Source organism: Methylocucumis oryzae (assembly GCF_000963695.1).
In the GTDB taxonomy this organism is placed as follows: Bacteria; Pseudomonadota; Gammaproteobacteria; order Methylococcales; family Methylomonadaceae; genus Methylovulum; species Methylovulum oryzae.
Genome location: NZ_LAJX01000181.1, coordinates 1 through 13,291, shown reverse-complemented (window position 1 = coordinate 13,291; position 13,291 = coordinate 1). Strand labels below are relative to the sequence as shown.

Here is a 13,291-nt window from a genome sequence, read left to right as displayed (position 1 = left end):
TTATTCACGCTTTTTAGATGCACTTTGCTGCAATTAACTATCAATTTTTGAAGATCTGCTTATCAAACTGGCAATGTTTGCGGTAAAACTACAATAACCTTGTTACTTTGCCATTTATATCCATATGATTATATTAGTATTCCTAAATTGAGAATTGCTGATAAAGAAAGGTTTTAAACTGTCTTATTTTATAGGCAATTTAGTAAGAAGTTTTATGAAAGAACCTTGTGAGTATTCTAAGTACTATGCGTTGAATTGACGAAAAAAAACAACTGACATCAACTTGAAATATTTTGTTCTTATCCCCAAATAAGTCATGTATCCATTATGGTTGCATACCGACTAATTTAAAATTTAAGGAACAGAAAATGAAGATAATTGACGAAATAAAAGGCGTTACAGAATCAGCAAAAGAATCTGCCGAAGTATCACTGAATGCGGCGCGTGATGCGTATGTTTTATTGGAATCCAAACGCAAGGGCAATGAAAAAGAATTGTTGCAAGAAGCAGTGGATTTGTACTGTGCTAAACATGGTTGTAGTGTAGCTAAAGGCTTTGAAGAGGTTGGCAAGCGAGCAAGTTATTTAGAAGAACTTACTACTGGTGAGACTACTTTCTATAAGGCTAAAGAACAGTTAGAAAACAAGTCGGAACAAACTGTTTTAGCTTAGATTTTTTGGTAGTGGTAAAAATTGAATGATATGGAGTCTAATAGCTTTAGTTACTTTCAACAAAAACAATAGCTAAAGCTATTAGACTCCAGTTTTTATCATTTACGCTTTACCACCACTACCAACAATTGTAAAAAATAATTAGCGATAAAAAGTCGTTATTTATGGGAACCCCCAACATACGCTCAAGCGGAGGCGCAGGAGTTTGGCGGTTTAAATGATTAGGTTGTAATTTAAAAAGCTAAGTGACTTGCGCCCCGCTTAGCTTGGTGTTAGGCAATAGGAGAAAAAAGATGATCACAGCACGCGAAGTGGCAGAGTGGATGTTCTCCCACTTTGAAACCTCAAAGTATCTCTATCAAGAATCCATCGTTTACAAAATCAAAAAGGAGTTTGGCACTGATTTTGTTTACACAAACGAAAATGGGAATCTTGCCATCGGGAAAGACGTCTTGAAAGAGTTTCGTAAATTGTCGGAAGGAAAAGTCGTTTGGGAACGCGGCGATAGAGCATGGCGAAAGCTCCGTGAAAACGAAACTTACAAAGGCAGGCAAGTCGAATAACGATTTGTGTTCCAACTTAAGCCATGTAGGGTGCATTCCATTCAACAAAAAACTCTCGTCAACAACGTGCTTTTCGAAAGAAATCCCCATCCAATAACACCCCAAACGCCATTTTTCACATAACGATGAAACGTTGAATCCGCGCGCACTTTTTGGTGCACGGAATGCGGCCTACTTGACTAACCCAGGGTCGTCGTCCTAGCCAAGTAGGGTGCATTCTATGCACCAAAGCCAAGCCAAGTAGGGTGCATTCCATGCACCAAAGAACTCTCGTCAACAGCGTGCTTTTCGGAAGAAATCCCCATCCAATCACACCCTAAGCGCCATTTTTCACATAACGATGAAAACGTTGAATCCGCGCGCACTCTTTGGTGCATGGAATGCACCCTACTTGACTACTTGACTGTGTTCTGGATCTCGGCAATCCCTGCCGAGATGACGTTGTGCTCGCTTTAGCTGTCCCGTCTTAAGCTAGTAGACCTGTGTTTTAAGCAGTCAGATTTGGTTCTTTTAAAAGCTTGTAGGGTAGGGGGTGTGTGTCTTTAGATACGCAATGCATACTCCACAGCGCGGCTGGTAATTGACACTAAGACTTGCTGCATATCAACAAAAACTGCATGATATACAGGAATATATAATTACTTGTTAATCTGGAAATCAACTATGAATAATGCAACTTTCAAGTTTATTGAGCCCTTTAGAGAATTTCATAGTTCAGAAAGCCGTTGGTCTACTATTGCTCAAATTGGCCTCGTTTGGTTATCTGAATTGGAAGCGAAGACTCATTTAAAAATATTTAATTCGGCAAAGGATGGATTGGTTGAATCAGCCAAGTAGGGTGCTTCCATGAACCAAAGAACTCGTTAACAACGTGCTTTTCGGAAGAAATCCCCTCTCAGTCACACCCTAAACGCCATTTTTCACATAACGACGAAACGTTGAATCCGCGCGCACTCTTTGGTGCATGGAATGCATCCTACTTGACTCCGTTAACGCTCCGCCGCTTGGCTTTGCATTTAATTCCATCTTAAACGTCTAAAGGAGGTGTTAGTTGTCACATATTCCAGTATCAGTATTAATTCGATTAGAGACTTCTTCGGACATTTTGCCAATTTCAAGGATTGTCGAGGCTGCGTTTTGTGGTCATCCCCACAGCGATGGCCGCGAGCCTGAAATAGTTAACCATCTTCGTGCAGACGGTGCTCTCACCATTTCTCTGGTTGCCGAGTCAGAGAGAGAAGTGGTTGGCCATGTGGCCATCTCGCCGGTAACGATAGCACCTTCTGTCTCCGCTTGGTACGCACTAGGCCCGGTATCGGTTCATCCAATACACCAGTCTCGTGGCATAGGCTCAGCCCTGGTGCTTCGTGGCTTAAGCGAACTCGAAGTCCTTGGCGCTGCAGGTTGCGTGGTTTATGGCAATCCCGTTTTCTATGGACGCTTTGGCTTTAAGTCTTATCGCAGTCTGCTGTACCCACACGGTGCCAAGGAGTTTTTTCTTGCAAAGGTCTTTGGCGACAAAGTCCCTGAAGGTACCGTCACTTACTCCGTAGCATTTAACGCTGCTTAGCACGGTAAGCCAAGTAGAGTGCATTCCATGCACCAAAGAATTCGTCAACAACGCGCTTTTCGGAAGAAATCTCAATCCAATCACACCCTATTTCACATAACGTTGAATCTGGGCGCACTCTTTGGTGCATGGAATGCACCCTACTTGACTCCTTAACTTAATGGCAGTGCCTAACGCGTCAGAGCTTAATTCGACCACGGTAATCGGCTGACGATGCCTAAATCACGTTAAAGTCCGCGTTCGTCAGGGCCAGTCCTGCGCCCAGCACGGCGATCTGCGTGGCACCGCCCGCGCCGTTACCGTTGTCGTCGTAGGTCAGGACGCCGGTCGTGCTGTTGTAGAGTATGTGGTCATCGGCGTCTTTAGCTGCGCCGATTTTAAAGTTATTCGCCGACAACACACCGGTGGCGGTCAGTTGCGTAAACACAGCGTTGTCTAATTGGATGACATCGTCCGCAACATTGAAGTCGGTGATGCGATCCCGGTCCAAGGTGGCCAGGCGGAATTTGTCCAGCCCAAGACCGCCAGTCAATATGTCGTTGCCGACTAAGCCGATAAGGAGGTTGTTGCCGTTATTGCCGACCAGCGTGTTGTTGAGACTGTTTCCGCTACCGGTCAGGTTACCCACGCCGGTCAAGGTCAAGTTTTCTAGGTTAGCCGCCAACGTGTGATTGACTGAACTTTGCACCAAGTCGATTTCGGTCGCCAAGGTGGAGGTTTCGATCACTTTGTCGCCGATGTTGTCGACGATATACGTGTCGTTACCTGTGCCGCCGCGCATGGTATCCGCGCCGCCATTACCGTTGATGGTGTCGTTGCCGCTCAAGGCGTTGAAACTGTTGTTGGCGGTGGTACCGAGCAAGGTATCGTCACCGTTGGTTTCGGTCGTGCCGCTTTGGTTAATGCGAAGAGTCAAGGTTTGACTGCTGATAAGTAAACCATCGGATACCGTGACCGTAAAGTTGGCGGCAGCTTTGGCGGCCAACGCTTCGATGACGGCATCTTTGGCGACAACGCTGTATGCGCCAGTGGCTTTGGTGACGGTCAAGGTGCCGAAACTGTTGACCAAACTGACAGTGCCATTGCCCAATTCCTTGCCGCCCTGGATGCCGTAAGTGAGACTGTCGCCATTGGCATCCGTTGCCGTCAAGCTGCCGGTTTTAGTGGCGAAAGTGTCGTCAAATTTCGTGTCGGTATAGACGATGTCGGCAGGGGCAGCCAAAACCGGTCGACTTCTGGCGGCGTTCTCAAAAAAGCGAATCTCACCGTCATTATTGCCGACAAAAGCATCCATGTCGCCATCGCCATCGATGTCGGCAAAAGCAGGGCTGGCAAATGAGCCGACATTGCCGATACCAAAAGACCCGCTGGCACTGACAAAATTAGGTGCGCTAGCAGAACCGGTATTGCGGAAGAAATGGGTGTCGCCTGCGGCATCCCCGACAAACATATCCAGATCGCCGTCGCCATCAATATCGACAAGGTTATGGCGAACTATACCTCCCATAAACGGAATGCCAAATGTACTAGTAGAACTATCAAAAACAGGTGCGCTGGCAGTACCAATATTCTCGAAAAACTGCGTTTTGCCAGCATTGTTGCCGACAAATGCATCTATGTCGCCGTCGTTGTCAATGTCGGCAAAAGTGAGGTTAGCGTAAGTACCAACATCAGTAATGCCGAAGTTGTTGGCTTCGCTGGTGAAACTTGGTTTTTTGGCCGTTCCCGTGTTGCGGAAAAAATGCGTGATGCCGTCTCTGTCGCCGACAAACACATCCATATCGCCATCGCCGTCGATGTCGGCAAAGCTAGGGTTGGTTATTGAAGAGTCGATTTCGGTGATTCCGAAATTATCGGTTTCTCTGACAAAGTTGGGCGCATTGGCCGTGCCGACATTGCGTAGGAATCGAACAGGACCAAATGATGAACCGTTTTGAAAAGCATCCAAATCGCCGTCGCCGTCAATATCGACGAATGCCGTTTGAAGAAAACTTGGATTTTCAGATAAACCGAATGGGTTAGTCAGCGGGGCTATAAATTTTGGATTCGCTTTCGGTAAGTCGTTGTCGGTGATGTTAGCGACCACCGGTAAACTGAATGCTCCGTTATAAGCCGGATCGGTACTGCTTACCGTATGGCTGATGACCGCAGTGTGCTTGCCTTCGCCAACATTATCGTTGATAGCCGTCACCTTGACGGTCTGGGCAACATTCCAATTGGCAGGCGTAAACACCAAATTGGTGGTATTGGTTGAAATCTGACCATTGGTCTGGAAGGTAATGGTCACATCGGCAGTGGGCTGGTTTTTCAAGACAACGGTATAGGTGTCGCTAGCCCCGCCTTCGGCAACATTGGTTGAGCCGCCGCTTTGGACGATGGTCACTAGGTTGGTACGAACGTTACGGAAAAAATGAATCGGTGTGTCAAAACCATCTTCGCCGATAAAGGCATCCAAGTCGCCGTCGCCGTCGATGTCAACAAAAGTGGGATGGGCGTAATCGCCGACTTCAGGAATGCCGAAACTGCCGTTTACTTTGCTGAAGGAGGGTGCGGTCGCCGTGCCGACATTGCGAAAGAATTGGCTGTTGCCAATAAGGTCGCCGACGATAGCATCTAAATCACCATCCCCGTCAAAATCGACCAAACTGGGGTAAGCGGTGCTGTCGCCGACATCGGCAATGCCGAAGTTTTTGGCTTGTTTGACAAAAACTGGGGTTGTTGGCAGTGCCAATGTTGCGGAAAAACTGTGTTTTACCGTCATTCGCACCGATAAACGCATCCAGGTCGCCGTCGCTGTCAATGTCGGCGAAGGTTGGATTGGCGTAAGAGCCGACCTTGGTAATACCAAAAGTAAAGTTTTGGCTGACGAAAGCAGGGGCTACAGCCGAGCCAACATTACGGGAAAAATGCAATTTGCCGTCAGCGCCGCCGATAAACGCATCCAGGTCACCATCGCCATCAATGTCGGCAAAGCTTGGGCTGTTATAGCCGCCGTTGGGCCCTAGCAAGCCAATACTGTTAGTGTTGACGGGACTGGCAAAGGCGGGGGCATTGGCGGTGCCGGTATTACGGTAAAACTGGATGTCGCCATAACGAAAGCCGGCAAACAAATCTAAGTCGCCGTCGCCGTCAATGTCGGCAAAACGCGGCTTTATGAAACCATCGGGCCCGGTGGTCAAGCCGAATGGGTTGATCTGGTCGCCAATAAAATTGGGATTGCCCGTTGCCAAATCGTTGTCGATGATCGTGACGGCCAACGGCTTGACGACCATACCGTTGTAATCGGAATCAGTGCTGGTCACTATGTAGGTGATGACCCCGTTATGCTGGCCTTCGCCTACCGTGTCGTTAACGGCTGTCAAAATCACCGTTTGCGGGATATTCCAGTTGGCGGCGGTAAAAGTCAAGGTGGTAAGATTGGAGTTGACTTGGTTGTTGGTGTTGTCCAGGGTAATGGTGACATTGCCTTTAGGTATGCTATCCAGAACGACAGTGTAACTGTGGGTCGCTCCACCTTCGGCCACAGAAGTGGTGTTGCCGCTTTGGTGGAAGGTGATGCCAGGCGGGGTGTTCAAGAAAAACGCCGTGTCGGCATAGTCGCTATAGTTGAAACCGACAAACGCATCCAGGTCGCCGTCGCCGTCGATGTCAACCAAAGCTGGGTTGATGGAATTGCCAATAATGGTCAAGCCAAAGGTGCTGGTTTGCTTGACGAAGTTGGGGGCTGTCTTTGAGCCGTTATTGCGGAAGAAGGCAATCGAAAAGAAATCGCTCACGATGGCATCCAAGTCGCCGTCGCCATCCCAGTCTGCGAAGTCCGGATTTGTGTTGGCACTCAAGCCCTTCAAGCCAAAATCATTGGTCTCGCTGACGAATTTAGCGGTGGTTGCCGTACCTGTATTGCGGAAAAAACTGACAGTGCCACCCGAAGCTTTACCGACAAAGGCATCCAAATCACCGTCATTGTCGATGTCAACAAAGGTCGGGCTGGCTTTAGCACTGACATTGGCTAAGCCAAAGTTTGCCTTTTGTGCAACAAATGTGGACGTTTCCGCCGAGCCCGTGTTGCGGAAGAATTTGACGTCGCCGTCTTTATTGCCGACAAAAGCATCTAAATCGCCGTCGCTGTCGATGTCAGCGAAACTGGGGCTGGCATCATAGCCCACATCCGTAATTCCAAGGTTGTTGGCTTGTAGAACAAACTGAGGGGAGGTGGTTGAGCCTATGTTCTTAAGGAAGGTAGTGTCACCATATTTGCCGCCCACAAAGACATCCAAATCACCGTCACCGTCAATATCAGCAAAAGTCGGGCTGGGGCTATTGTCAGGGGTATTCAAACCAAAGGGATTGTTTAAGACTGCGGCATTGAAACTCGGGTCACGCTGATTCAGATCGTTATCGGCGATCTCCACGATAATAGGCTCAATCACCATACCGCTGTAGGTGGCATCGGCGCTGGTTACGGTGTGCTTGATAACCCCAGTGTGCTGGCCTTCGCCTGTTGTATCGTTGACAGCGGTCAAAATCACCGTTTGCGGGATATTCCAGTTGGCGGCGGTGAAGGTTAAAGTGATTGTATTGGTGTTGACTTGGTTGTTGGTGTTGTCCAAGGTGATGGTGACATCTGCTGTGGGGATGCTGCCCAGGACAAAGGTATAACTGTCTTTTGCCCCACCTTCGGTCACGGCAGTCGTGCCGCCGCTTTGGGTGATTTTGATGCCGGGGATATTGTTGGAAAAATAAGTAAAGCCTGCATTAGAACTGAGCAAGGCATCTAAGTCACCGTCGCCATCCAGGTCGGCGAAGGTGGGTTGGGTGTACCTCACATCAGCAATTGACAGTCCGAAAACGTTGGTGCCAACTGCTGAAAAATTGGGGTTAGTGGCATTGCCGTTATTCTTAAAATAAATGGTGTCGCCGTTGTCTTTGCCGATCACGGCATCCAAATCGCCATCGCCATCCAAGTCGGCAAAGCTGGGTGTGGCAGAAGGTCCTGCGCTAGTCAGGCCTAAGTCAATGCTTTGTTTTACAAAAAGTCGGTGCGTTTACCGTGCCGATGTTTCGGAAGAATAGGGGAGTGCCGTCACCCGTGCCGACAAAGGCATCCAGGTCGCCATCGCCGTCAATGTCGGCAAAGGCAGGGCGAACGAAATTAGGCTCCTGGATTAAACCGAAATTGTCGGCTTCTTTGACGAAACTAGGGTTCAATGCCGTACCGTTATTGCGGAAAAACACAATGCTGCCATAACGTTCCCCGATAAACGCATCAAGGTCGCCGTCGCCATCGATGTCGGCAAAGGCGGGTGCAGCAGAAATGCCAACATCCGTCAGACCTAAGTTGCTGCTTTCGCTGGCAAAACTGGGCGATACCGATGTGCCGATGTTACGGAATAAAAGGGTGTTGCCGTCCGAACCCCCGATAAATACATCGATGTCGCCATCGCCGTCAATGTCGGCAAAACTCGCTACAGGGATACCATTGTTCGATAAACCGGAGGGTGTGGCGGCGAGTACAAAACTCGGGTTGGCTACTTTAGGCAAGTCATTATCCAGGATTGTAACGGCTAAGGGCTTGGCGGCCAGTTCGTTATAATGGGTATCGGCGCTATCGGCCAAGGTTGGATATGGGAAAGTAACTTGGTCTGTCAGGCTGAAGGGGTCGGTCTCGGGGGTAGAATTCAAAATAGGGTCTGACATAGCGTTTTCCTAGTGTTTTTATGTATGGAATAAGTTCGTCGATTCAGAGCTTTCAGGTCTCGCGAATTCATACCTAAGTTAGACAAAGCGGTTATTTGTTAGCGTGTCACCATCGCTTAGTTTGTGTGTCTGATAAGGTTATAAAACACTGCCAAGCTTATTTTGCCTTATGACGTTGCCTTTCTTATTATTGTTTAAAGTGGTGTCTAAAGCACATTTTTTGTCAATTCATTCACATTATTCCGCTAAGCAAAGAAATTGTTCAAACAGATTTCAGATTTTGATAAAAATATTTTGGCTACCAACTTAAAGCGGGACAGAATTAATTATAGTCAGTTGAGCTAAACTGTCATTCCGGCATGGATTGCCGGAATCCACGACTGCAGGACGCAGGAGGTAGAGCAACGCAGGAGCGGTTGCCGAGGTGCCATGGATGGCAAAGCTTCAAACACATCCTTGTGCCCTGGATCTCGGCAATCCATGCCGAGATGACGTTGTTCTCACTTTAGCTGTCCCGTCTTAAGTGCGTAGCCGAGTATTCAATCTGAGAACAGAATCAGGAAAACGGTGTGACGCTTGCGTGAGCCGTCACAAGCCCACATCAGTAGCGGCATTGCCCAGTAGCTTTTCCATGTGTTTGACCAACGCCGTGCCTATGCCTTGATGCCGATAAAGGGGCAACACAAATAAGGACAGCAGCTCGGCGGCCGGTTCGGCGGTATCCGTTGCGTATTTTTCCGCCACAGCAAACCCCACCATTTCACCTGCGATGGAGGCCGACACGCCAAATAATTCCCCGCGTTGGGCTTGGGTTTGCCAACGGTTCCGTAAGCTGGGGTAAGTCATCGCTTCGTAAGGCAAGAGATTGTCAGGGGTTAAGTGATAAACCCGCTGATATTTGACGGTTTGTGCAGATGGATTTGCCAATTGTGCTGCCCTAGGCAAACCTGCCGCTTGCACCGACTTGCCAATGCCCGGACGTTTCACCGTCGGTTTGGTGACGATAATGCCGCCCGAGTTAGGGAAGTTTATCAAACGGTCAATATCATCATCCTGAAAGCCAAGCGCTCTGGGTAAGCGGATATTGGGCAGCACGACAATATCAAAGAGTTCTTCAACCGCGCCTTCTATTTGCAAGTTATTGATTACAGTGCCTGTGGTTAAGTCAATCACCATCAAGCCGCATTGTGACGTTTGGCCTTCTGCGGCTAGGCGTGTTTCCAAACCTAAACCCGCAAAGGTTTTCGAACGTAATTTAGAAAGGCCCACCAAGGCATAATCCCCAACAAAGGCCAAGCCACGGACAAAGCCGGGGCAAAAGGTAACGGGTACGAACCGACCACCAGCAACATAGCCGAATTCGCCTGTGCCGGAATTGAGTAGCCACAGTTTGCTCCGATACCAGCGCGGAGAATGCGGCATCGACAAGCCTGTACAGATGATTTCATTGCTGGGGATATGAATCACAACTCCGCCATCAACCCGACAATCCCGCCAACCTGCCGCGCTATCGGTTGTGCTACAGGCTGTGACATAAGTGGGCTCACCATTTTGCATTGCCAAACCATTCAGGTGACAACGATCTTCTGCTACCAGCTTGCTGATAAAAGGCGGTTGCCAGATCGGTTCAAAGCTGTAGCCGGATTTTAGGGTCGCCAAGCAACTGAAATCGGTGTTGATGAACAGCAGTTTTTGGGTTTTGGTCATGACCAGATCATGCACATTCAAGTCGCCCGTGGTGAAAGATCGGCTGGGAACATACAATTTGTCATAACCCAGGTAGTTTTCATCCTTGCCTAAGCGATTCTCTAATTGCCACAATTGATAACGGCACGCCATATACAAGCTGTCATTGCTTGCGTACAGCCCCATTGGCTTGTCGAACAGGCGTTCATTAACCCCTAAGCGTCCATCTGGCTTACAACCCAACAAAAACAAGCGGTTGGTTTGGTAAGTGGTAAACGCCAGGCTAATATTTAAGTCATTAAGCCAATCCCAAAGCCCTTCCGATCCGGCCATGGTGACTTCTTGTTGAGGGCGGGTTAAGGCGTTTTCTGAGTTGTCCGTTGGATGGGTCATTTGTTTTTGGCCTTGTTTAGGGTTGATTGTTGTAGCCCGCTATTGTACGGGAACAGCCAAGTAGGGTGCATTCCATGCACCAAAGACCTGCGTCAATAACGTGTATCTCAGAAGAAATCCCGACCCAATCACATCAAACACCATTTTTCACAAAACAATGAAACGTTGAGTCTGTGCGCTCTCTTTGGTGCATGGAATGCACCCTACCTGGCTAAAATTAACGCGATAAGCAACGCGCCTTACATAGGTTGTGCTGAACAACGTGAGGCGCAACGTACGCGAGCGATGCGCGCCTCCTAACGTCGACAGTTAAGTAGGGTGCATTCCATGCACCAAAGACCTGCGTCAATAACGTGTATTTCAGAAGAAATCCCGGCCCAATCACACCAAACACCATTTTTCACATAACCCTAAAACGTTGAGTCTGTGCGCTCTCTTTGGTGCATGGAATGCACCCTACCTGGCTAAAATTAACGCGATAAGAAACGCGCCTTACATAGGTTGTGCCGAACAACGTGAGGCGCAACGTACGCGAGCGATGCGCCTCCTAACGTCGGCAGCATCCTATCAGCGCATCTTATTGTGTTTGCCCGGCTATCCGTTACTGGCATGACGCGTTCAGTGCGACAAAATTCGCGTTGTACGATGCGACGCAGGTGAATGTGCCTGATATTACTGATACTGGCCCGGATAATTGGCTGGCGCCAATCTTGATGCTGCCACCGTTCCAAACCTCAATGCTGGCGGTTGAGCCGAACACGTTGGAACGCTGGATTGAGGTGCTGCTAGGAGAACCGGTGCTCACCACCCCATAGTTGGATGACCCGCCCGAAGCACTAACGCTGACATTGGTCAGCGTTGGTGAGGATAGGGTGAGAAACATACCATAGTTCCACGACTCTCCCGAAGCACTAACGCTGACATTGGTTAGCGTGGGCGAGGAATTTGCCATATACACCCCAATCTTTGATGACCCTCCCGAAGCGCTGACGCTGACATTGGTCAGCGTCGGTGAGGAGGTGTTGATACTCACCACATAGATGCCTGACCCTCCCGAAACGCTGGCGGTAACCGCACTCAGGCGGGTCGCGGCGTTAGCAGGGTTGAAGAACGCTATGGCATAAGTGTCTCCACCTGTGTTGGTTACGGTTAAACTACGCAGTTCCGCATTGTTCGCCCCGGTGACCGTGGCACTGTTAGCGCCATGGTTAGCGCCTCCCGCCGCCGTGATGTAAGTGCTCAGTTGTCCTGAGCCTTCAATATCCACACACGGCTTCATACTCACGCGCTCTGCATAAGTGCCGGGCAAGACTTTGATGAGATAGTGCGCCGAGCAGATGCCGCCGACGCCTTGTAAGTCGCTAGGGATGGTAGCCAAGGCGGCGTTAATGCTGGCATATTCTGGGGCGGCCAAGGCTCGACCGCTGCCGTCGGCGCTTTTGCCTACGACCAAAACGAAGGCGTAAGGGCCGGCCACGCCGGTGCTACCAGGGTCGCCTTGTAATCCAGTTGCACCGGTGGCGCCGTCGACGCCTGGGTTGCCTTGAAGTCCAGTGGCACCGGTGGTGCCAGTGCTGCCGGTGTTACCTTGAGTTCCAGTGGCACCGGTGGCGCCGGTGCTGCCGGTGTTACCTTGAGTTCCAGTGGCACCGGTAGCGCCGGTGCTGCCTGTGTTACCTTGAAGTCCAGTGGCACCGGTTGCTCCGGTGCTGCCTGTGTTGCCTTGGAGTCCAGTGGCACCGGTGGCGCCGGTACTCCCTGGATTGCCTTGGGCGCCTGTGACACCAGTAGCCCCGGCGCTTTTATGTAACACCACCGTCAATACCGCTTCATGGCCTGTCGCGGCGTTCTCTTTGCTGTCGATGACGATGTCCACCAGGCTTAGCCCTTCCACGCTCAGGGCCAGCCCGAAGTTAAGCTCAGGGTTGGCGACCCAGGTCGTAACCAGTTCCGTCACGTCCAGCTCCAACCATTTACCTTGATAGCTCCGGCTGATTTTGAAGTTTCTAGCCGACGGGTCAACAACCGGTGCAATGCCGAGTTTCGGGACGGTCTTCTCATCCCACGCTTCCATAACCTGCCTGAGCGTCAAGTTGCTGTTCCGCTTCGGCCCGGTGGCGTTGACCTTGGAGATAAAGAATTTTAAAGTCGCTTTGTCGATGTCGGTGGCAAGTACGCCAGTCGGCAGTATTTTGTCCAGGCCAAACTGCAGGAATGCCGTGTTAGCCTGGTTAATCAGCAAATCCCCCTCTGCACCATGCCTCGGGGTTACACTCGCAACAAAAGGCTTGGTCACGTAGCTGTCATGCGTCAAGGTAGCGCTGCTACCCCAAGCAGGGGATGTGCCTAGCATTGAGGTCACGGCAACAGCCAGGGCAAGCGGGGTAATCATGGCGGCAGTTCTTGATGCGCCGGGAGTGGTTGCGATGGTATGCATGATAGTTACCTTATAAATTGTTGAGGCTTACTTGGGACAGCGGCTTTAGCGGACTATCCTATCATTGAAGGCGTTATTTTTGACTAAAATTAACGCGATAAGAAACCCGCCTTACATAGGTTGTGCCGAACAACGTGGAGGCGCAACGTTCGCGAGCGATGCGCCTCCTAACGTCGACAGTTAAGTAGGGTGCATTCCATGCACCAAAGACCTGCGTCAATAACGTGTATCTCCGAAGGAATCCCGACCAATCACACCAAACACCATTTTTCAC

General features: G+C 49.7%; 9 protein-coding genes. 4 read left to right on the top strand and 5 right to left on the bottom strand.

The window, feature by feature from the left end; genetic code table 11:
* The first annotated feature begins 368 nt into the window (after window positions 1-368).
* The 4 genes from VZ94_RS15920 to VZ94_RS15910 all read left to right on the top strand — a co-directional run bounded on the left by VZ94_RS15920 (window position 369) and on the right by VZ94_RS15910 (window position 2,804).
* Entirely contained in the window at window positions 369-671 is a 303-nt protein-coding gene (locus VZ94_RS15920) for a hypothetical protein (protein WP_045779979.1), read from the top strand.
* Between the two features lie 293 nt (window positions 672-964).
* Window positions 965-1,234, top strand: coding sequence for a DUF6953 family protein (locus VZ94_RS15915; protein WP_045779978.1), 270 nt, complete (start codon window positions 965-967; stop codon window positions 1,232-1,234).
* A gap of 663 nt (window positions 1,235-1,897) precedes the next feature.
* Window positions 1,898-2,071 (top strand): hypothetical protein, encoded by a 174-nt coding sequence (locus VZ94_RS26090; RefSeq protein WP_157844960.1) that lies wholly within the window; start codon window positions 1,898-1,900, stop codon window positions 2,069-2,071.
* 214 nt (window positions 2,072-2,285) lie between these two features.
* On the top strand, window positions 2,286-2,804 hold the full coding sequence (locus VZ94_RS15910) for a GNAT family N-acetyltransferase (RefSeq protein WP_275575293.1): 519 nt from the start codon (window positions 2,286-2,288) through the stop codon (window positions 2,802-2,804).
* Window positions 2,805-3,021: 217 nt separating this feature from the next.
* On the opposite strand, the gene VZ94_RS29415 is transcribed toward VZ94_RS15910, so the two are convergent.
* The 5 genes from VZ94_RS29415 to VZ94_RS30975 all read right to left on the bottom strand — a co-directional run bounded on the left by VZ94_RS29415 (window position 3,022) and on the right by VZ94_RS30975 (window position 12,894).
* Window positions 3,022-5,448, bottom strand: a complete 2,427-nt coding sequence (locus VZ94_RS29415) for an FG-GAP-like repeat-containing protein (protein WP_052700636.1) — start codon at window positions 5,446-5,448, stop codon at window positions 3,022-3,024.
* Window positions 5,435-7,768, bottom strand: a complete 2,334-nt coding sequence (locus VZ94_RS15900) for an FG-GAP repeat domain-containing protein (protein ID WP_045779977.1) — start codon at window positions 7,766-7,768, stop codon at window positions 5,435-5,437. Before VZ94_RS15900 ends, VZ94_RS29415 begins: the two co-directional genes overlap by 14 nt.
* Before the next feature lie 49 nt (window positions 7,769-7,817).
* A complete protein-coding gene (locus VZ94_RS15895; RefSeq protein WP_045779976.1) occupies window positions 7,818-8,501 on the bottom strand; it encodes an FG-GAP repeat domain-containing protein in 684 nt (227 codons plus the stop codon).
* Window positions 8,502-9,089: 588 nt separating this feature from the next.
* Window positions 9,090-10,580: a TIGR03032 family protein gene (locus tag VZ94_RS15890; protein WP_052700635.1), complete on the bottom strand. Its 1,491-nt coding sequence runs from the start codon at window positions 10,578-10,580 to the stop codon at window positions 9,090-9,092.
* 601 nt (window positions 10,581-11,181) lie between these two features.
* Window positions 11,182-12,894 carry a DNRLRE domain-containing protein gene (locus VZ94_RS30975; RefSeq protein ID WP_275575292.1) on the bottom strand — a complete coding sequence of 571 codons (1,713 nt, stop codon included), beginning with the start codon at window positions 12,892-12,894 and terminating at the stop codon, window positions 11,182-11,184.
* Between the last annotated feature and the right edge of the window lie 397 nt (window positions 12,895-13,291).